The 19,285-nt window shown below is 45.5% G+C and carries 12 protein-coding genes; 8 read left to right on the forward strand and 4 right to left on the reverse strand.

What is annotated here, in order from left to right; translation table 11 throughout:
• Positions 1-111 precede the first annotated feature (111 nt).
• The gene (locus tag F4V51_RS13035) at positions 112-2,514 is read right to left on the reverse strand and encodes an arabinan endo-1,5-alpha-L-arabinosidase AbnB (RefSeq protein WP_153978286.1); all 2,403 of its coding nucleotides are present in this window, start codon (positions 2,512-2,514) and stop codon (positions 112-114) included.
• A 344-nt stretch (positions 2,515-2,858) separates the two neighbouring features.
• Here F4V51_RS13035 and F4V51_RS13040 point away from each other — a divergent pair, with 344 nt between their 5' ends.
• Positions 2,859-6,632: an alpha-L-arabinofuranosidase C-terminal domain-containing protein gene (locus F4V51_RS13040; RefSeq protein ID WP_153978287.1), complete on the forward strand. Its 3,774-nt coding sequence runs from the start codon at positions 2,859-2,861 to the stop codon at positions 6,630-6,632.
• 118 nt (positions 6,633-6,750) lie between these two features.
• Here F4V51_RS13040 and F4V51_RS13045 read toward each other — a convergent pair whose 3' ends face one another.
• Entirely contained in the window at positions 6,751-8,148 is a 1,398-nt protein-coding gene (locus tag F4V51_RS13045; RefSeq protein ID WP_153978288.1) for a TrkH family potassium uptake protein, read from the reverse strand.
• On the reverse strand, positions 8,132-8,797 hold the full coding sequence (locus F4V51_RS13050; RefSeq protein ID WP_095287409.1) for a potassium channel family protein: 666 nt from the start codon (positions 8,795-8,797) through the stop codon (positions 8,132-8,134). The genes F4V51_RS13045 and F4V51_RS13050 overlap by 17 nt, the downstream gene beginning before the upstream one ends.
• A 299-nt stretch (positions 8,798-9,096) precedes the next feature.
• On the opposite strand from F4V51_RS13050, the gene F4V51_RS13055 reads away from it, so the two are divergent.
• The 5 genes from F4V51_RS13055 to F4V51_RS13075 all read left to right on the forward strand — a co-directional run bounded on the left by F4V51_RS13055 (position 9,097) and on the right by F4V51_RS13075 (position 16,166).
• Positions 9,097-10,002: an ABC transporter permease gene (locus F4V51_RS13055; RefSeq protein ID WP_153978289.1), complete on the forward strand. Its 906-nt coding sequence runs from the start codon at positions 9,097-9,099 to the stop codon at positions 10,000-10,002.
• A gap of 15 nt (positions 10,003-10,017) precedes the next feature.
• Complete coding sequence (locus F4V51_RS13060; protein ID WP_127535962.1) at positions 10,018-10,908, forward strand: carbohydrate ABC transporter permease; 891 nt, start codon at positions 10,018-10,020, stop codon at positions 10,906-10,908.
• A gap of 80 nt (positions 10,909-10,988) precedes the next feature.
• A complete protein-coding gene (locus F4V51_RS13065; protein ID WP_153978290.1) occupies positions 10,989-12,764 on the forward strand; it encodes a sensor histidine kinase in 1,776 nt (591 codons plus the stop codon).
• Complete coding sequence (locus tag F4V51_RS13070; RefSeq protein WP_153978291.1) at positions 12,742-14,400, forward strand: response regulator; 1,659 nt, start codon at positions 12,742-12,744, stop codon at positions 14,398-14,400. Before F4V51_RS13065 ends, F4V51_RS13070 begins: the two co-directional genes overlap by 23 nt.
• Positions 14,401-14,522: 122 nt before the next feature.
• Positions 14,523-16,166: an extracellular solute-binding protein gene (locus F4V51_RS13075; RefSeq protein WP_153978292.1), complete on the forward strand. Its 1,644-nt coding sequence runs from the start codon at positions 14,523-14,525 to the stop codon at positions 16,164-16,166.
• Between the two features lie 641 nt (positions 16,167-16,807).
• On the opposite strand, the gene F4V51_RS13080 is transcribed toward F4V51_RS13075, so the two are convergent.
• The gene (locus F4V51_RS13080) at positions 16,808-16,936 is read right to left on the reverse strand and encodes a DUF4023 family protein (RefSeq protein WP_095358309.1); all 129 of its coding nucleotides are present in this window, start codon (positions 16,934-16,936) and stop codon (positions 16,808-16,810) included.
• Positions 16,937-17,087: 151 nt separating this feature from the next.
• Here F4V51_RS13080 and F4V51_RS13085 point away from each other — a divergent pair, with 151 nt between their 5' ends.
• Positions 17,088-17,840 (forward strand): TrmB family transcriptional regulator, encoded by a 753-nt coding sequence (locus F4V51_RS13085; RefSeq protein ID WP_153980685.1) that lies wholly within the window; start codon positions 17,088-17,090, stop codon positions 17,838-17,840.
• A 92-nt stretch (positions 17,841-17,932) separates the two neighbouring features.
• Positions 17,933-19,096 carry an MFS transporter gene (locus F4V51_RS13090; RefSeq protein WP_153978293.1) on the forward strand — a complete coding sequence of 388 codons (1,164 nt, stop codon included), beginning with the start codon at positions 17,933-17,935 and terminating at the stop codon, positions 19,094-19,096.
• Positions 19,097-19,285: the final 189 nt, after the last annotated feature.

Raw genomic sequence — 19,285 nt, forward strand, 5'->3', positions numbered from 1 at the left:
TATTTTCAGATGTCCTTGAAACAAAAAAATAAAGTAGCCAGTCAAGCTCGGCTACTTTATGTGCAATTATCTATTTCACTCAGATCATGAGGGGGAATCCAGTCCAACCGTTCAAGGTTTGATTTCTGCTTGACGTTGGATTTCTTTGGCGCTTAGCGCTTTGTCATATACTCTCACCTGATCCATTTTGCCTTGATAGAACGGATCGGCAGCATATCGACTTTTGCCCAAATAGGCTTCCGCAGCTTTTAGATCCTTCGGATTAAACGTAATTTCAGAGCTGCTTACGACTGATTTGCCGTTTACATATATGGTGCCCGTATCTCCTTGCAATGTAACAGCCACATGAACCCATTGGTTGATGGGCAGTGCTTCAGTCGAGATCAGACTCTGATCCCGGCCCTGATCATGAATGGTGAATTGCAGAGCACCGTTATGTTGGGATGGTGTAAGGAACATATGTCTGGTCAAACCATTGCCGAAGTCGAATATACGCTGCCAAGCCCCGCCGCCATCCCAGTTTACCCAAGCACTGAACGTAAAGTCCGTGGTGTCTGTGAGGAGTCCAGGCAGTTGAATGTAGCTGTCTTTTCCGTTAAAGGCAGCAGCCTGATTCTTGCTGCTAATTGCTGAGCCTACTACATTAAAGGACTGTCCATGATAACCGTTTTTACTATAATCCTGTGCGATTTTAGCGAGTTTTTTGTTATCAAACGTATACTCGCCCAGCAGTGGGCCAGCAGCCTGTTCAGGCACGATCACGCTGAACGTTCTGGTAGCGGTGGCCGTCCCTTTTCGAATGATTGCGGTCAATTTTACTTTGGCATCCCCTTTGCCGCTGCGTGGCCGATTAACTACTCCGTCAGCCGATAGGACAGAGGGAAGAGAAGATTTCCATGTGATCTGACTATCCCGTGTACCTGTGGTGGGAAGGGAGAGGTCATAGAAAATATTCTCCGTATTTCCAAGCGTCAGATCCTTTTTCACCGCCTGCACCACATCCTGATCCTTTATCGCTTTCATCTGACTTCCCCAGACCGCTACACCAGATGAAGAGAGAGCACTGAAGGTCAGCACGTTCTGCTGGGATTCAGCATCCCATTCCTGGGTGAAGACGCCTTCGTATACCACATTGTTGGACGTTATTCGTACCTTGTTGTCCTCCAAGAGGCTCCATGTCCCTGTTACAGCACCAGTAACCTGGCCGTCTGCTGCAAACTGAACAATCTGTGAGGACTTGATCTCAGCTGTGATATCCTTCCCGTGATTAACCCACTTATATGAACCGGCTGCACTTTGTTCGGTCACTTGAACATAATCGCTCTCTATGCCTGCATAACGGTAAGGAGATACGACAGGCCATCCTTCGGAATTCATATGCATCTCATGAACCCGTACCTCATGCTCTTCTCCGCGATTCGGAAAGCGGGAGTGGAAGATGAGGAAGTGCTTGCCGGTCTCTTCATCATAATAAGCAGAGTTGTGTCCTGGAGATACATATCCTGTCCCCTGGCCGGTGCCGGGGTCCCCGATCTGCCTCTCGAACAGGTAGTTCCCGAGCAGTTTTACGCCAAATGGCTCAATGGATTCATCATCAAACAACGGTTTATCCTTGTCTGCCATAACCTTAATCATATCGTTGCCTTCAGCATCGTAGAAGGGACCGTCCGGTGTTTTGGAGCGGGCAACACGAATGTTATATCCACCGTCAGCCGCGAGTCCGCCATAAGACAAGTACAGATAATAATAATCGGTTTCGGGACTATAGAGCATATAAGGGGCTTCGATTCGGCTGTGATTGCCTCCGGTCAGCTTCTTGCCATAACCTTGATTCGGCAGGGGTTTGCCAGTGGTCTCATCCATTTCAAGAATGAAAATCCCTCCGGAATAAGATCCGTACACCATCCATAGCTTGCCGTCTTTATCATAAAACACATCCGGATCGACCACGTTTGGATGCTTGGTCGCATCATAGATGGTGCCATCTTCACTAATTTCATCCCACATGCCTGATTTTAGCAAAAGTCCCTGATCCTTGTATGGGCCTTCAATGTTGTCCGCTACGGCGACGCCAAGGGCGGACCGCGGGGAATCCCCTTTGCAGGCATTGTAATACATATAGAATTTGCCATCTGCCAGTTGAATGACATCGGCTGCCCAGAGCGTATCCGTCTGAGCCCACTGCAGAGCTTCTGCGAATTCCTTGGTTACATTGGGAACGACGGGATTATCATCCGTGACGCCTGAAGCGACGGAATCCCAGCTGATTAAATCTTTGGACTTAGCCACCTGTAGATGTGAGCCGAATACATAGTAGGTGTCATCTACCTTGATGACAGAAGGGTCATGAACGGAGACGTTCTTAAACGCAGGCAGCTGATTTTTGTTTAATATAGTGGAACTTTGCGAATTAAAAGCAGTTGAGGCTGTATTGTCCGCCAAAGCGGAGACTGGCGAAAGAGCTGGTGCAGAGAGCAATGCCGTACTAAGTGCAATGACCAAATAACGCTTCATACGTGTCCCCTTTCTTCATTCACAAAATATAAAACAAGTTAAAAATCTATGCGAATATACGTGGTAGTGCAGTCCTCCTTTCTGTTATTGCTCGAATCAAGCGCTTACATTTGCTATAATATCAATTAATTTATATTTTTGTAAACCATGTTTTTGAAACGAGTTAAAAATTCGAAATGAATAGCTAAAGTTTAAATTTATTTTGAATTTAACACCGATTATAAGTTTTTTGTTGAAAATTCAATTCGAAATGAGTACTATAACGAATATATAATACATTTATAAATTTGTTAATGATTCATGCTTTTGTGAATTAATCGATGATTTACATAGGAGGCATAACAATGAGCAGTTATCAGGATCATATCATTGCACACTACAAATTTGAGGATGCGGGCAACATCGGTAAGGATTACTCCGGCCAAGGCAAGGATGGCATTGCTGCAGGTCTTTCCGTGCCGTCAATGGCGAAAGTGAGTGGGAGGAATGCAGCTACTTTTGCAGGGGGGGACAATGGAACGTCGTACCTGCAGTTACCTTCAGATCTATTTCAACATGTAAGCGATAAAACAGGCATCACTGTTACAGCCTGGGTACATCTGAACAAGGGCTCCAATGTGTGGGAACGCATTTTTGACTTTGGAAAAGGAGAACAGAGCCCCAATCTGTTTTTGACAAGACAACTGAGAGGAACGATGTCTGCAGAAGGGGATTTGGTTGTGGATCCGGGCCGAGGATTTGCAACGGGGGAATGGATGCATATCGCTCTGTCGGTAGCTGGTACTCAGGGAGGTACGCTTAGCAGTGCTGGCCCGATCGTCTATGTAAATGGAGAGAGAATAGCGGATGGGTCCATCAGTCAGACGTCTAGTGGTAATTATGCGAAGCTGCGCAGATGGTTCGATTCCTTCAATGATTCGGCCAATTACAGCCTGAATTACATTGGTCGCTCTCAGTATGCAGCCGACGTTGATTTTGCCGGATCACTGTCTGATTTTCGGATATATCAGGCCGGATTAACCATGGATGAAGTCATCGAAGTCATGTGTGAATCATTAACCGATGAAGAGATTGTTACGTTGGCAGGAGATAAATATTTATCATTTCCGACCACAATTATTACGAAAAATATTTCGCTGCCTGTTGACTTGCTAGGTGGTAAAGTGCAGGTCCGCTGGCAGTCCAATCACCCAGAAGTGCTGTCGCATGATGGGGAAGTGCAGCCCATTACCTCGGCACAGGAAGCAAGCTTGAATGCGATCATGAGTAAAGGTGAAAGCACGCTAAGTAAATGTTTTGACGTATCCGTATTGCCGGAGGATCTGCCGCCTTATACCATAACAATCCACGGCGATCAGCAAGTCGCTGATATTAGCGAGGTCATGTACGGTCTGTTCTACGAGGACATTAACAATGCGGCGGATGGCGGAATCTATGCCGAGCTGGTCCAGAACCGTTCATTTGAATCTTTTGCATTTGATACATATTCACATACCTCCGGTGAATGCGGATGTTCGACGGGGCGGAACCGGGATCCGTTATTCGCCTGGTCCGGTGATACCAGCAAAATGAATGTACATCACGAAGGTGGATTGAATGAACACTTCAAACTCGAAGACCCGGATGCAAATGCTTACTATGTGACGGTTCAGGATGGCGCTACAATACGAAATCGCGGTTTTTCCGATACCAATCAACATTGTGCCATGTCCATCAAAAAAGATGAACAATACGACTTCACCATCTGGGCAAAGGCAGAATCGGCCGGTACGATCACCATACAACTGCAAGATGGCTCGGATGCTGCAATCAGTGATTCCGTCAAGGTTCATGTAGATGGAGGAGGTACCTGGAAAAAGTATGGTGCAGTCAGGGTAGATTCGGAAACGAGTAATCAGGCTCTTGTTCTTACCGGAACAGAGACAGCACTTGGACAGCTCGCGCTTACGTTTGAAGGAGATATTTCCATCGATATGGTGTCTCTGATCCCACGGAACGTATGGGGCGCAATTCCGGATGAAGCAGGCATTTCCGCCTCAGCGCATGCCAACTACAAGGGGAATCCGAACTATCGACTGAGGAAGGATCTGGTTCAGGCTCTCGTTGATATGCATCCCAAGTTTCTACGCTTTCCGGGTGGCTGCATCTCGGAGGGGTCCTTTATATGGGATAATGTGTACGACTGGAAGGACTCGGTTGGTCCGGTTGAGCTGCGCAAAGAGAACTACAATGTCTGGGGTTACATGATGACGATGGGGCTTGGATACATGGAGTACTTCCAGCTCGCGGAAGATTTGAATGCTGCTGCGGTTCCCGTTATGGCCTGTGGAGTTCTGTGTCAGGCTCGTTCGGATTACGCACATCCAGCTGGCGGCGCTTTAAGAGATTATTACATCAAAAACTTTACTGATTTGATCGATTTTGCTCTGAGTACAGATGTTGAACATAACGAATGGGCGGCAATACGCAGCCAGATGGGGCACCCTAAGCCGTTCGATCTGCGCTACCTTGGTGTAGGTAACGAGAACTGGGGAACCGAATTTTTTGCCAATTTTGAAGTGTTCAAAGCATCCATTGATGATTATATGAAACTAAACTATCCGGATCATGAATTGCATATCATTTCAACCGTTGGTGCACAAGCGGACGATGATGCATACCAACAAGGCTGGAAGTTCCTGAGCGGTAACCTTACGGGTTCGGCCCAAGTTGCGTTTGCAGATGGACAGAAGGTCATTGAAGAAACGGTAACCTGGTATGAGAAGCAGGATGATTACATGGATACCATTGCAGACGAACATTATTATCGGTCCAATGATTACTTGCTTAATAACGTGGATCGTTATAACTACTACCATCGGGTATATCATGAAGATGGGCAAATTAACTGGAAAGAGACTTCCAAAGTATTTGTTGGAGAGTACGCATCCACGGACAAAAATACACTGGCGGGTGCCGTTGCAGAAGCAGCAATTATGACCGGCTTCGAAAACAATGCAGATGTCGTTCGTTTGGCTGCCTACGCGCCATTGTTCAATAAAGTGCTGACGGATGGAACCTATCGCTGGACACCGGATTGCATCTGGTTTGACGATGAAACGGTATGGTATACCCCGAACTACTACGTTCAGCACCTTTTTGCGAAATACGTTGGAGATCAAGTGATTGGCACTTCGTTTAAGACGTACAGCAAAGGAAAACAGGTGGAACTCATCCCTCACGGAGGGATAGAGATTGCAACAGGGAATGCGGAGATCGTCGTGAAACGGGTTACGGTCACATCCAATCAGGATGGCAGCGTGCTGTTGAGTGAAGATTTCAGGGAGCAGACGGAACTGAGTGAGCAGTGGGGTCTGATTCCTGGTTCGAACGGATATACACTTGAAGCTGGAAACGGACTTATTCTGAAGGCGCAGACCAGCGGTCTGAACGGGATATATCTTCTGAATGAAGAATGGACCAATTACAAGGTGCAGGTGGAAACCAAGCGCTTGGCGGGTGATGACGGTTTCTATGTTGGCGTCGGACTTACGGATATTTCATCTGACAAGAAGGATGTCATTGAATATGCGATTGGTTACGGTGGTGATGCAACGGGAGTAAAAGTGTACAAACAAGGTATCGAAGGATATACTCTCGGTGATTATTCATCAAGTTCAGCAGCGGGTAACCTGAGAGCTGCGAATTATGAACCGCTGGAGAGCGGTACCGATTATACGATCACTGTCAATTATGGTGGCGATACAGGGAAGAACTTGATCTGCTCATACACAGACGGACATACAACCAGTAAAGTGCTGGATTATAAGCTCGAAGCATATAACCGTGAGGTGTTCCATTCCGTAACGAGAGATCAACAGCATGTATATGTAAAACTGGTGAATGCCGATAGCGTGGACAAAGCCACACACGTCCTATTTGAGGATCTGAATGTGAAATCTGCAGCACGGTTGATCACACTCAGCGGAGATCAATCCTTGGTTCATGTTCCGAATGTGAACCAGAAGAATGATGAGAAGGTGGTTCCACAGGAACAGGAGATTGGTCTGGACGGTGAATCCGTAGTTCTCCAGTTACCCGCTCATTCAGTTAATGTATTGATTCTTAGTCGTTTCTAGAGCAAATATTAATAAAATACCCTCTTTATACAGACGCTGTAATGTCTGCATGAAGAGGGTATTTAGGTGTGAACAAAAAGTAAATCAAGGCTGTTGGTTCATTGAGGTTGCACTTCAGCTACCCAATAAGGACATGATCCTCGGCATAACCAATTTTGGACGTACGTTTTTTCTGAGCCAAAGCAAAAGCCAGCGTCAATGGACCCAACCGACCTGCAAACATTGTAAAAATGACAATGATTTTACCAGGGATACTCAGCTCGCTGGTCAGACCCATCGAAAGCCCTGTCGTGCTAAAAGCAGACGTCGCTTCAAACAGAACATCGAGAAAGTGCTTTTCAAGAATTCCTTCAGAAATGGATAGAAGTATCGAAATACCTAACACAAAGGCCAAGGAACTCATGACAACAGCAAGTGCACGCATAACCGTTTCTTCTGCTATTTTGCGCTCAAAAGCATGTATTTGCCCGCCGCCTCGGAAGGTTTGTATAGTCGCCAGAACGAGCACGACAAAGGTGTTTATTTTAATGCCTCCACCTGTTCCGCCTGAAGAAGCCCCAATAAACATCAGAATAATAATAAAAAATTGGGAGGTTGCAAGCATACTGCCAATGTCGATGGTGTTGAATCCTGAACTTCTCGGAGCGGTACCTTGAAATAAGGCAGCCCATACACGTTCACTATAAGACAAATCCGCAAACGTAGATGGATTCCAATTTTCTAGTAAAAAGATGATGATAAATCCTATCAGATAAAGCGAAGAGCTGCCGATGATCACGATTTTGGAATGCAAAGAAAGCTTTTTCCATGAACGTTTGCGAAAGAGATCCACAACCACGATATAGCCTAACCCACCACTAATAAATAACGTAATAATGGTAAGGTTCACAACCGGATCGCCGACAAAGGGTGAAAGGCTGTCAGACCATAGTGAGAATCCCGCGTTATTGAAGGCAGATACCGAATGGAAAAGTGCATAATAGAGGGCTTGTCCCCATCCAAGATCACCTTGCCATCGAACGGTAAGTACCAGTGTAGCCAGAGCTTCAAATGCAAATGCGATCAGGACGATATAAAGCGAAAGCTTAACTAGTCCTTGTGCAGAAGTGGAGTTGGTGGCTTGCTGAATAAGGAGCCTTTGTTTTAACCCAATCCGCTTACCCAATATAATGGCAACCATAACGCCTAGCGTCATGAATCCCAATCCGCCAACCTGAATCAGAATCATAATGATGACTTGGCCAAACTTAGAGAATACACTCCCGGTATCGACGACAACCAACCCGTTAACACATATGGCAGACGTTGCCGTAAATAAGGCATCAAGCAATCCGATTGATTTTCCGTCACTGGCTGACAACGGTAGTGCTAGCAATATCGCTCCAATCCAGATTAGAGCGAAAAAAATAATCATGATGAGCTGTGGAGGATTCATGTTATTTTTTAGCTTGTTTACAGTTGACTCCATTTTATTAAGAGAAGAACCTATCGTTACGTGTTTATTTCTTTTTACCATAGTCACTCTCCAAATTTCGTATGTCCTCGTTACTTCCGATCAACAAGAGCATATCTCCAGTCCGGATGATATCTTCTGCTAGGGGTGAGATGTTCAGGTCATCTCCCGTTTTGATGGCAATAACAGTGCAGCCATAGGCTGCCCGAACATTGAGTTCTTGCAGTGTTTTCTGATTCATGCGTTCGGATGCTTTGATCTCGACGAGATTGTAATCAGCTGATAATTCAATGGAATCAATAATATTGTCGGAACTAAGCTGATTCCCCAGTCGGGTAGCCATGTCCCGTTCCGGATAAACAATCTGATCTGCACCAATCTTGCTAAGCACACTTCCATGATTATCATTTTTAGCCTTGGCTGTTACGACGGGCACTTGCAGTTCCTTCAATATAAGTGTCGTCAAAATGCTGGCTTGCAAATCTTCACCGATTGCAACAATAGCATGTGAGAAGTTGCTTGCTCCGAGTTCCATAAGAACTGATTTGTCAGTACAATCTGCCTGAACGACATGGGTGGCTATGGATGACATTTCCTGTACCAAATTTTCATTTTTGTCCACGGCGAGCACTTCATGTCCATTGTTAATGAGTGTGCGTGTCAGGCTAGACCCAAACCGTCCAAGGCCAAGCACAATAAACTGTTTTTTCATGATATCCCTCATTTGTAATCAAATTTAAGCATCTGACTTGCACGATCTAATAAGTGAATAACATTACGAACACAGGATAATAAGGTTTCAGATATGAGGATTTATTTGGCAATTAACCCCGTAATCTGAGATATGTATGGATCTGATGAAGTTTTTCATTTTAACTGTTTATTTTCATCATTGCAACCATTATTCCCTATTCAAAGTCAGAGTCAACAGAAGATACCCAAAGTAAATAACCTACACTATTTCCTCAGCATGCCTGCTCCTATAATAAATTTTGAAGGAGGAGACAGCTCATGCGTTCCAACTACAAACAATTTATCAGAAACATTCCGCTTCATCTTATGATTCTGCCAGGTTTGATCATCATTATTGTATTCGGTTACATTCCAATAGCAGGTCTCTCGATTGCCTTTCAGAATTTCTCTCCGATTGCCGGATTCAAGAACATGAACTGGGTAGGCTTGGATAACTTCAGATACCTGTTTGATCTTCCAGGGTTTGGCCAGGTTGTGTGGAATACGGTATTCATCTCTGTCATGAAAATTAGTTCCGGCCTTGTGATTCCGGTGCTCGTCGCCCTGCTGCTCAACGAAGTACGCAAAACCGGATTTAAACGAACGATTCAAACGGTCATTTATATGCCCCACTTTTTTTCGTGGGTCATCTTGGCCGGCATTATCGTGGATGTGTTATCCCCGAGCAGTGGAATCGTGAACATGCTGCTCAAGTCACTCGGGATGGAGCCCATTCAATTTCTGGCCAGCAACGATTGGTTTCCGTACATACTTGTCATTACGGATCAATGGAAAGAGTTCGGTTTTGGCACCATCATCTATTTGGCAGCACTGACCAGCATTGATAAGTCTCTCTATGAAGCCGCCGTCATGGACGGGGCAGGGCGATGGAAGCAGACCTGGCATATTACGCTGCCGGGAATTCGTCCGATTGTCATTCTGATGGTTACCCTTAGTCTAGGAAACGTACTTAATGGCGGTTTCGATCAGGTGTTCAATTTATACAACCCGCTCGTCTATGAATCCGGTGATATCCTGGATACGATGATCTATCGAATTGGTTTGCAGGATGCCCAATATTCAGTTTCTACGGCACTTGGCCTCATTAAATCGGTAGTTTCATTTATCTTTATCGGACTTGGTTATTTCCTGGCCTATCGGTTCGCCAATTATCGCATATTTTAGAAAGGAGGCAGAATCATGCACCATGCATCGAGAGCCTATCGCTGGTTTTTAGGTTTTAACTACGTCATCCTGACGATTCTTGCCTTGCTCTGTCTGTTTCCAATCGTGAATATATTGGCGATATCCTTCAGTTCGAGTGATGCAGTAAAAGCAGGGAATGTTACGTTCTGGCCCGTGGATTTCACGCTATCGTCCTATAAGTACATTTTGGAAAATCAACAGTTCCTTAACTCGTTTGGCACGAGTCTGCTTCGGGTGGTATTGGGAGTTGCCACGAATCTGATCTTCACAATTCTCGTGGCTTTTCCTCTCTCCAAAGAAGCTTCCAGATTTCGTTCCAGAACATTCTATGCCTGGATATTTGTATTCACGATGCTGTTCAGTGGAGGGTTGATTCCAGGTTATTTGGTCGTCAAGGAAGCAGGTCTGCTGGACTCGATCTGGGCACTGATATTACCTGGGGCGGTTCCCATCTTCAATGTACTGCTGATGCTGAACTTCTTCAGAGGATTGCCAAAAGAATTGGAAGAAGCCTCATGGATGGACGGTGCAGGGCATTTCCGTACACTGTGGAGCATCTATCTGCCCATTTCCCTGCCAAGCATTGCAACCATCACGTTGTTCGCCATGGTCGGACACTGGAATGCCTGGTTTGATGGCATGATCTATATGAAAAGCCCGGAACATTATCCGCTCGCTACGTATCTGCAATCCATGCTGCAGCAGGTGACGATGATCCAGAGTGAAATGATGACGCTGGAGGATGCAACGCTGTTAAGCCAGGTGTCCGATCGAACGACCCAGGCGTCCCAGATTTTTTTATCCGTGATCCCCATTCTGCTCGTCTATCCATTTCTGCAGCGGTATTTCGTCCATGGGCTTGTTGTCGGCAGTGTAAAGGGATAAGATCGGTAGGAGGAAAACCGAGTAGAGGAGCCGATTTCCGGCTCCTTTTTTGCTGCTTGAGGAGAGGAGTGGAAGGGGCAATGAGATTATTGGGGAGCAGCTGGAAGACCAACTCCATTGTGGTCAAACTGATGATTGCTTTTGTATTGGTCATTCTCCCGTTGTATGGAAGCAGCATCATAATTACACACAATAGCTCCAAGCAAATGCAGACCGAAGTGGAAAATGCGCATGATTCCAAGCTGCACTTCTACCACAATCATCTGCAATTCGAATTGGAACGAATGAGCAGTCTCGTCAATGAATTTTCGTTCGATGAACCGATGTCCACGCTAAGTACAAGAGCACCCATTATGAGCCGGTATGAGATTACATCCAGTCTGAATGACATCCATAAGAAACTCAGTCAGATCATGGTGACCAGTCCTTACATCAGTGATGTTGTGTACTATGTGCCTGCGCTTCATAAGCGGGTAAGTGCAGTGGATGGCATCCGCAGCGTTGAGGACGACGAGTGGAAAGATCTGCTGGCCACGATGGGGAATTTGAATGGGGAGTTATCGACTTCTGCAGATGATCTCTATTTCCTGAAGAGTAATCCGTACAATATGAATCACGAGGAGCCGCCCAATTTTATATTGGGTATACGCTTATCTGCAGATGAGCTGAAGAATAGGCTGCAGCAGCTGTCAGAAACGGGCGGTAGTGATATCACCCTGAGTTTTGGTGACAAGCACGAAGTCGTCATTTCCTCCTCAGAGCAGGCTGTCTCTACTGAACTATTACAGATGCTCCCAACGGAATCGCAGGATTCGCAGCAGGTAACGAGATACCACTCCGATGATCATTTGTATTACTCCCTCTATGATTCGGATCATTCATTCACACTAACCTCCAGTATTGCTGAAGAAGTGCTTCAGGCACCACTGGAACGATATAAGTTATGGTTATGGATGTTAACTGTGATGTCGATAGTCATCATTGTCATCTTCTCATTATCCGCGTACAAGTCGATTCACAAGCCGTTATCTGCACTCGTTAAAGGATTCAGAATGGCGGAGCAAGGGCAGCCTGACATCCGTATTCCGCATTCAAGACGGGATGAATTCGGATATTTATACTCTCGTTTCAACCATATGATAGAGCGCTTACATCTTTTGATCGAAGAAAATTATGTTGCCAGAATACGAACGAGTGAAGCAGAGCTCAAACATCTTCAATCCCAGATTCAGCCTCACTTTCTATACAACAGTCTGTTCAGTATTAAACAGATGGCAGAGGTAGAGAACGTCGAATTAATCCAGGAGTTTACCGACTATCTGGGTCAGTATTTCAGGTATATGTCACGTGACTCCCATACCGAAGTATCGCTCGGTGAGGAGGTAGACCATGCGATGGTCTATGCTGCGATTCAGAAGATCCGATTTGGATCAAGGGTGCAACTGCTCATTGAGGATATGAACCCTATGTACAGATCGATTGCAATCCCGAGAGTCATTGTTCAGCCAATCGTAGAGAATGTCTTCGAACATGCACTTGCCAAACGAAGTCAGGGAGGTATTCTTAAACTCTCCTATCAGACGGCAGAGGGCATATTGTCCATTTTGATCGAAGATGATGGTGATCAGTTAACGGACAAGATGCTGGCTCAACTGGATCAGTCCTTTGGAGAGCCTGCGCATAGACAGGAAGATGAAGAGATTACGGGGCTTATCAATGTGAACCAAAGGTTGAAAATCAAGTTTGGTTCAGAGTACGGTCTCGCTGCAAGGCGCAGTGAACTGGGTGGTTTATGTATTGTAGTGAATGTTCCATGGAAAGGGGAGCTGCCTCATGCAGCGGATGCTGATCGTTGATGACGAACCGGTCATTTTGGACGGATTATATGCCTTCTTTCAGAAGGCGAATCTTCAGGACATGGAGATTATCAAGGCTCATTCTGCCTTTGAAGCGATCGAGTGGTTAAATTCCGTAAAGGTGGATATTGTGCTTAGCGATATCTGTATGCCTGGAATGGATGGCATGGAGCTTATTGAGAAAATCATGGACCGATGGCCCAGATGCAAAGTATTGCTGCTGACAGGCCATAACGAATTCGATTATGCACATCAGGCCATACGCAATCCCTGTGTGGTGGACTACCTTCTCAAGACGGAGGGCATGAGTCAGATTCGTATGGCAGTAGAACGTGCTTTGGCACAAATCTCGGAGGAAAATGATTTCAGGTATCAGAATGCCTGGTTCCGCAGCAAGCTGCCAAGAGCCCTGCCCCAGCTGCAGCGCCAGTTAATGCTTGATCTTATGAAACGAACGGAAAGGCATGATGTTGCCTCACTTCAGGAGGAATTGGATGCTGTACAGCTTCCCTTTCGCTCAGGGGAGTGTGTTATTCCAGTCATTATACGAGTGGAGGAATGGAACAACTATCAGACGCAGGCCGATCGAAGTTTAATCAGGTATGCTGTGGCTAATGTGGCAGAGGAGCTGCTTCAGGACAAGTCGACAGTCAAGGCGATTGATCTGGATTATCAGGTGATTGCTTGTTTGATCCAACCAGCTGCGGAAAGTACAGCGTATCGTGTGAATGCACAGGAGCAGTGGGAGCAAACGCTTCGCTTTGTCTATGGAACGCTGGAGTCTGTGCAGCAATCGTGTGCAGATTGCCTTAATCTCTCGGTGTCGATCATGGTGAGTGAACAGGCTGTAGCCTGGATGGAACTGAATCAGGCGGTCGCTCAGTTGCGATTATCCATTCATGAAGGACCTGGACTCGGGATGGAAAAGCTGCTTCGTGTCAACGTGCAGCCGAATATGAACGTGGTACCAAGCCCATTGAGCCAGCAAGCGGTTGTGTCGCTGCATCTGGATCAGGTCAAGCAGCACATCATAGCGGGTGACAGCGAATGGATGACTTCATTTCAGAAATGGTCTGAAAGTTCGAAGGAGGGGCTTCAAGATCCGTTCTTTCGAATGAAGGTATTCGCCGAAGCAGGGAGTATCTTGATTGAACTGCTTCATGAATTGGGTTTATATGAGCCTGCGAAGGAAGAGGTGGGTCTCTCCCGCATGCTGCATTTTGATATCCATACACCGTGGCCCGAACTCGTCATCTTCTATCAGTCTGCCTTTGAATGGATGATATCGAAGCGGAGCGATACCCGCCTGAATGACCAGTCTCAAATCTTGATCTCGATCCATCAATACATCAAGCATCATCTGGAGGACGATCTCTCTCTTACCCGTATTGCGCAGGAAGTCTCTCTCAATCCTTCGTACTTGTCTCGTTGGTATAAACGAATCACGGGTAAAGGCATCTCGGAATACATTCATGATCGCCGTATTGAACGAAGCAAGGAACTGCTGCTCGGTTCTTCGTGTAAAATGCATGAAATTTCCGCTAAGGTCGGGTTCAGTGACCAGCATTACTTTTATCGTTTTTTCAAAAAAGCAATCGGCTGCACACCTCAGGAGTATAGGGATCAAAAAAGTTAAAAACCATTTAAAATGGTAAATCAAAGATACCAGATGTAAACGAGATCCACTCGAACTGATAGCGCTTTCTTAATACAATAAACACATACCTCACGGGAGGAACAAAAAGGGGGATTCGTCGTATGAATATGTCATTCAAAAGGCTTTCATTGTTAACGCTTAGCATGATCCTGGCAGGGACTCTTGCAGCCTGTACATCAGATGCTGGTAATGAAGAGAGCGAAACCAAGCCCAGTACACAGCAGGACGCTGGAGGACCACTCACGAAGTATGACCCACCAATTAAATTAACCTCGACGATGAACGAAACGGGTAAGGAATCGCTTGCTCAAGGGGATACACATGCGAACAATATTTGGACCCGCGGATACAAAGACGAGCTCGGCATTGAAGTAACGTATGACTGGATTGTGCCGGATGCCAATTACAACGATAAAATGAATGTGACCCTTGCGAGCGGAGATTTGCCTGACGTATTGAAAGTAAGTGCAGTGCAGTTCGAGCAATTGCATGAAGCGGGCATGCTTGAAGACTTAACGGATGTATATGATAAGTACGCATCGGATCTGGTCAAGGAATTTATGTCTGCAGAAGGTGGAGCAGGATTGAAACCCGTGACCAAAGATGGCAAGATTTACGCCATGGTGAGCTTTCCGGGTTCACTGGATTCATCGGACATGATCTGGATCAGACAGGACTGGCTGAAAAAGGTTGGGCTTGAGGCGCCAAAATCGATGCAGGATGTCATTCAGATTGCCGAAGCGTTTACGTTCGAAGATCCGGATGGCAATGGTAAAGATGATACGTACGGAATCGCGCTGAACAAGGATTTGCCAATCAATGCGTTCCTGCTGGGGTACCATGGGTATCTCGAAACCTGGATCAAGGATGCATCCGGACAGGTTGTGAATGGTACCATTCAGCCTGAGGTGAAGGAAGGCTTGAGAGAACTGCAGAATTTATATCAAAGGGGTGTGCTGGACCCCGAATTCGGGGTAAAGGATTTTGCGAAGATGATGGAGGACGTGAACGCTGGGAAGTCTGGCATGTTCTTTTTGCCGCAATGGGCTCCATTTCAAGTCAGCAGTATGATCAAGAAAGACCAGAATGTCGATTGGTTGCCATATCCGGTACAATCCATCGATGATCAGCCAGCCAAAACACAGAACCACCTCAGTCTGGGCGGCATATTTGCAGTCCGCAAAGGGTATGAGCATCCGGAAGCACTCGTTAAGCTGCTGAACTTCCAGGCAGAGAAGATGTTCGGAGAATCGGCTGAGAAGGAACGCGCAGATTATTTGAATGGTTTAACCGGGCTTGGTTTTCATAACGCAACGGTGTCCAATCTGCCTGCCAACAAAAACGTAAAAGCCCAGGACGAAGTGGAACAGGCCCTGAAAACGGGAGACCTATCAGGACTTGGGCTTGAAGCAAAGCTGTTCTATGATGATATTATGGATTACCGTAACGGCAATCTGGATAAATGGCATATGGAACGCATCTTTGGACCGGAGAGCTCGCAAGGCGTGATCAAGTACTACCGTGACAATGACCTGATCGTGATGAATGAATTTATATATGCACCAACGAGAACCATGAATACGAAGCAGGCTACACTGGATAAGCTTAGAGCGGAGACATTTTTGAAAATTATCTATGGTAACCTGTCGATTGATGAATTTGATAACTTTGTGGCCAATTGGAGAAAGCTTGGTGGAGATCAGATTACACAGGAAGTCAATGAAGTCATTAATGCCAATAAATAAAAAAACAAGAAGTGCCACAGTACAATTGAATTTGTATTGTGGCACTTTTGGTGCTTGAATATACTTGGAATATATTAGGACTATAGTGTTCTCCATGTGGTTAAAAAACGGGATGGCTTCATTTCTTATTTGCGTTTCAACAAGATAACCCCGGAGATCGCGGATGTGTTTTTACGATATACGACTTTAAAACCGATATCATGATCCAGCAAACAGTTTAGAGCATTGATTAATAAAGCACCAGGTACCAGGGAGAATGTGCATGGTGATGTGTTTCCAATCACACGAACACTTCTGATTCTTCGAGCTGACCCCGGCACAAGCGGGTTTCTGGACCAATAGATTAATACGAGATCAGGTTGACGTGGTGCTTTTGTACAAGTTCGACAAGCCATCGTATCATCTCTTCTCTATTAATAATAGGTTCGCTATATTAAATGAAAAGTAGTGATAGGATGTGCTGGACGAACTACTCCATGCTATATAAACAGGCGAATACTATTGAAGAAAGCTTGAAAGTGAAGTCGGTTTGATAGAAAGGAAAGAAGAGGAAAGGATCGCTATCGCGAGATCCTTTCTCTTGCGGGAACATTGATTACGAAGGAAGCTTAGTCGGAAATACAACAATTCAGTCAGTCAACTTACTTTTTGGTTCCGTGCTGTTTGGTTGGCAGCTTGTCGCTGGGTGTTCCTTTACCATTGTTCTTGTTATGACGGGCCTTCTCGGCGTTCTCGTTTACCTTTTGCACAAATTCATGGGTGCTTTCCATGGACGATCCAGCTCCTTTATAATCAAAATGTGTACCCGGATCTTAATATAACCACCCGAAGTCCGTTATATGAAACTGGACAAGGAGTAGTACGATGTCTAAACTAAAACAAACAGAAGGATACATAACCAGAAGGAGCGCGGGTCCAAACATGTTGCAGAAATTCGGGTTTACACAATACGAAAGTCAGGTGTACGAGGCGATCTTCGCTCAACAGGAACCACTCGATGCATCATCCATCGTCAATCACTCCAATGTGCCCAAAGCCAAAATTTACGAAGTATTAAACCGGCTTATTGATAAAGGAATTGTATTAACTACCATGCATGGCAAGAAAAAATTGTATACGGCGGTGGATCTCCAGTCCGTTATTTTGAAGATCAAGGCGGATTTTGAGAAGGATATCGAGGAATTGAACACCTATAAAATCAAACGAACGTTTACGGATGAGCATATTTGGACATTGAAGGATGAAACATCGATTGGTTCCAATATCAAGCAGCTTATGGCAGAGGCCGATTCATCCATTCTGTTTCTAGCCTGGAATGAGAAGATGGAGAACTACCGTACACTCTTGGAACAAAAGGAACAGCAAGGTGTGCATGTTGAGGTATTGTCGGTGGGAGGATTAGAGACATCCTTAACGAACAAGTACGCTTTAATTCCCATGCTGGACAAGCTTGAACCATTGCAGCTGCTGATTGTAGACCATGCCTATCTGCTGTTCGCAGGCATTGAAAATGACTCCTGGAAAGCGATTAAGACGACGTCCAAGCCGATTGTCAAAGCGATGACGGATTATTTTTATCACGATATTGCCCTTACTCAAATCACCAAAAAATATGGAGATCAACTGCTGCAGGACGAAGAAATATCCAAGCTGCTGGCCCGGTTGATTTATTAGAAAGCTATTCTTTTATGGAATAGTTTTTTTATTGAATTTTCACTCCAATTAGGTTACTATCGTAGTTGTAACTTTTGGGGAGGATTCATGAAATGAATAAAAAAGTATATTTGCTTGCGATTGCGGCATTTGTGGTTGGAACCGTGGAACTCATTTTGGGTGGTATTCTCGATCTAATTGCTGCAGATCTTCAGTTGACTCTGTCGAAGGCCGGTTATTTAATATCCATCTTTTCGTTGGTATATGCCATATCTGCACCGATTCTGTTAAACGTAACGGCCAGATTTGAACGTAAAAAGGTATACATGTACACCCTGCTGATCTTCCTGGTCAGCAATCTTATTTCCGCTTTCAGTGCCAACTTTTATATGCTGATGGCAGGCAGGGCACTCGGGGCTGCGACAGGTTCGCTCATTTTTGTATTGTCCCTGACACTTGCTGCTCGCATTGTGGAGCCGCAGTACAAAGGACGTGCGGTGGGGATCATTACTATGGGTGGCAGTGCATCACTCATTCTCGGTGTGCCGCTTGGAATATTCGTGGGTAATATAGCAGGATGGCGTGAAGTGTTTATTTTTATTGCCATATTGACTGCCATTGTCATGGTAGCCATTGGTCTTGTCATGCAGCGGGTTCAGCCGGTGCCTGTCGTTTCTCTGAAGCGTCAGTTTGCTGCACTGTGGAATCCGAGGATGTTAGCGATTCATGCGACGACCTTATTGGTGCTGGCGGGTCATTTGACGTTATATGCGTATTTCACACCATTTCTTCAGGAAACGATCGGTGCAAGTTCGACTATGGTTACCTTTATCTACATGATGTTTGGCATCGCGGCTGTTGCCGGTGGGGGACTTGGGGGCGTGTTATCGGACCGCCTGCATCCCGCTAAAGCAATTGTCATTGTGTTAATTCCTTTCATTGTGAGCATGGCTGTGATCCCATTCAGCGTTGAACTGCCTTTAATTGCATTCCTCGTCCTGCTGAGCATCTGGAGTGCCTTGAGCTGGACGGTTACGCCAGTGCAGAATAGTCTGATTATCAAAACATCTCCAGAAGCAGCGGAATCACTGATCAGCACCAATTCGGGAATTGCCCACGCAGGGATTGCCCTGGGCACGTATGTTGGCGGGATGGTGATTGATCATTCCACTATTATGTATAACGGCTGGGTTGGTTCGATTCTGATTCTTCTGGGCTTGGCCTCGGCCATATATGCGATTAGTCGCAAAGAACAATCGGTACAGGCCCCTGCATAAGAATGATACAAAAAGAGTGCATCAGTCTATCGAACCAGGGTAGAGGGTGTGCTCTTTTTAAAATTCGTAAACCTGACAACGCAGAATGCGTGTCATGTCAATGATTCGTTTTTATAGCAGCCGTTTTTAATCACTTTCAAGATATTGTATAGTGATTACATTGACGTTCGAAATTTGGAGGCTGGAACG

Origin of the sequence: Paenibacillus xylanilyticus, assembly GCF_009664365.1 — a bacterium.
Classification (GTDB): Bacteria; Bacillota; Bacilli; order Paenibacillales; family Paenibacillaceae; genus Paenibacillus; species Paenibacillus xylanilyticus_A.

Coding starts and splice junctions, on each gene's coding strand:
- F4V51_RS13085 (WP_153980685.1), top strand. CDS start 17,088: ATGTTGCAGAAATTCGGGTTTACACAATACGAAAGTCAGGTGTACGAG.
- F4V51_RS13050 (WP_095287409.1), bottom strand. CDS start 8,797: ATGAAAAAACAGTTTATTGTGCTTGGCCTTGGACGGTTTGGGTCTAGC.
- F4V51_RS13060 (WP_127535962.1), top strand. CDS start 10,018: ATGCACCATGCATCGAGAGCCTATCGCTGGTTTTTAGGTTTTAACTAC.
- F4V51_RS13065 (WP_153978290.1), top strand. CDS start 10,989: ATGAGATTATTGGGGAGCAGCTGGAAGACCAACTCCATTGTGGTCAAA.
- F4V51_RS13075 (WP_153978292.1), top strand. CDS start 14,523: ATGAATATGTCATTCAAAAGGCTTTCATTGTTAACGCTTAGCATGATC.
- F4V51_RS13045 (WP_153978288.1), bottom strand. CDS start 8,148: ATGGTAAAAAGAAATAAACACGTAACGATAGGTTCTTCTCTTAATAAA.
- F4V51_RS13090 (WP_153978293.1), top strand. CDS start 17,933: ATGAATAAAAAAGTATATTTGCTTGCGATTGCGGCATTTGTGGTTGGA.
- F4V51_RS13040 (WP_153978287.1), top strand. CDS start 2,859: ATGAGCAGTTATCAGGATCATATCATTGCACACTACAAATTTGAGGAT.
- F4V51_RS13070 (WP_153978291.1), top strand. CDS start 12,742: ATGCAGCGGATGCTGATCGTTGATGACGAACCGGTCATTTTGGACGGA.
- F4V51_RS13080 (WP_095358309.1), bottom strand. CDS start 16,936: ATGGAAAGCACCCATGAATTTGTGCAAAAGGTAAACGAGAACGCCGAG.
- F4V51_RS13055 (WP_153978289.1), top strand. CDS start 9,097: ATGCGTTCCAACTACAAACAATTTATCAGAAACATTCCGCTTCATCTT.
- F4V51_RS13035 (WP_153978286.1), bottom strand. CDS start 2,514: ATGAAGCGTTATTTGGTCATTGCACTTAGTACGGCATTGCTCTCTGCA.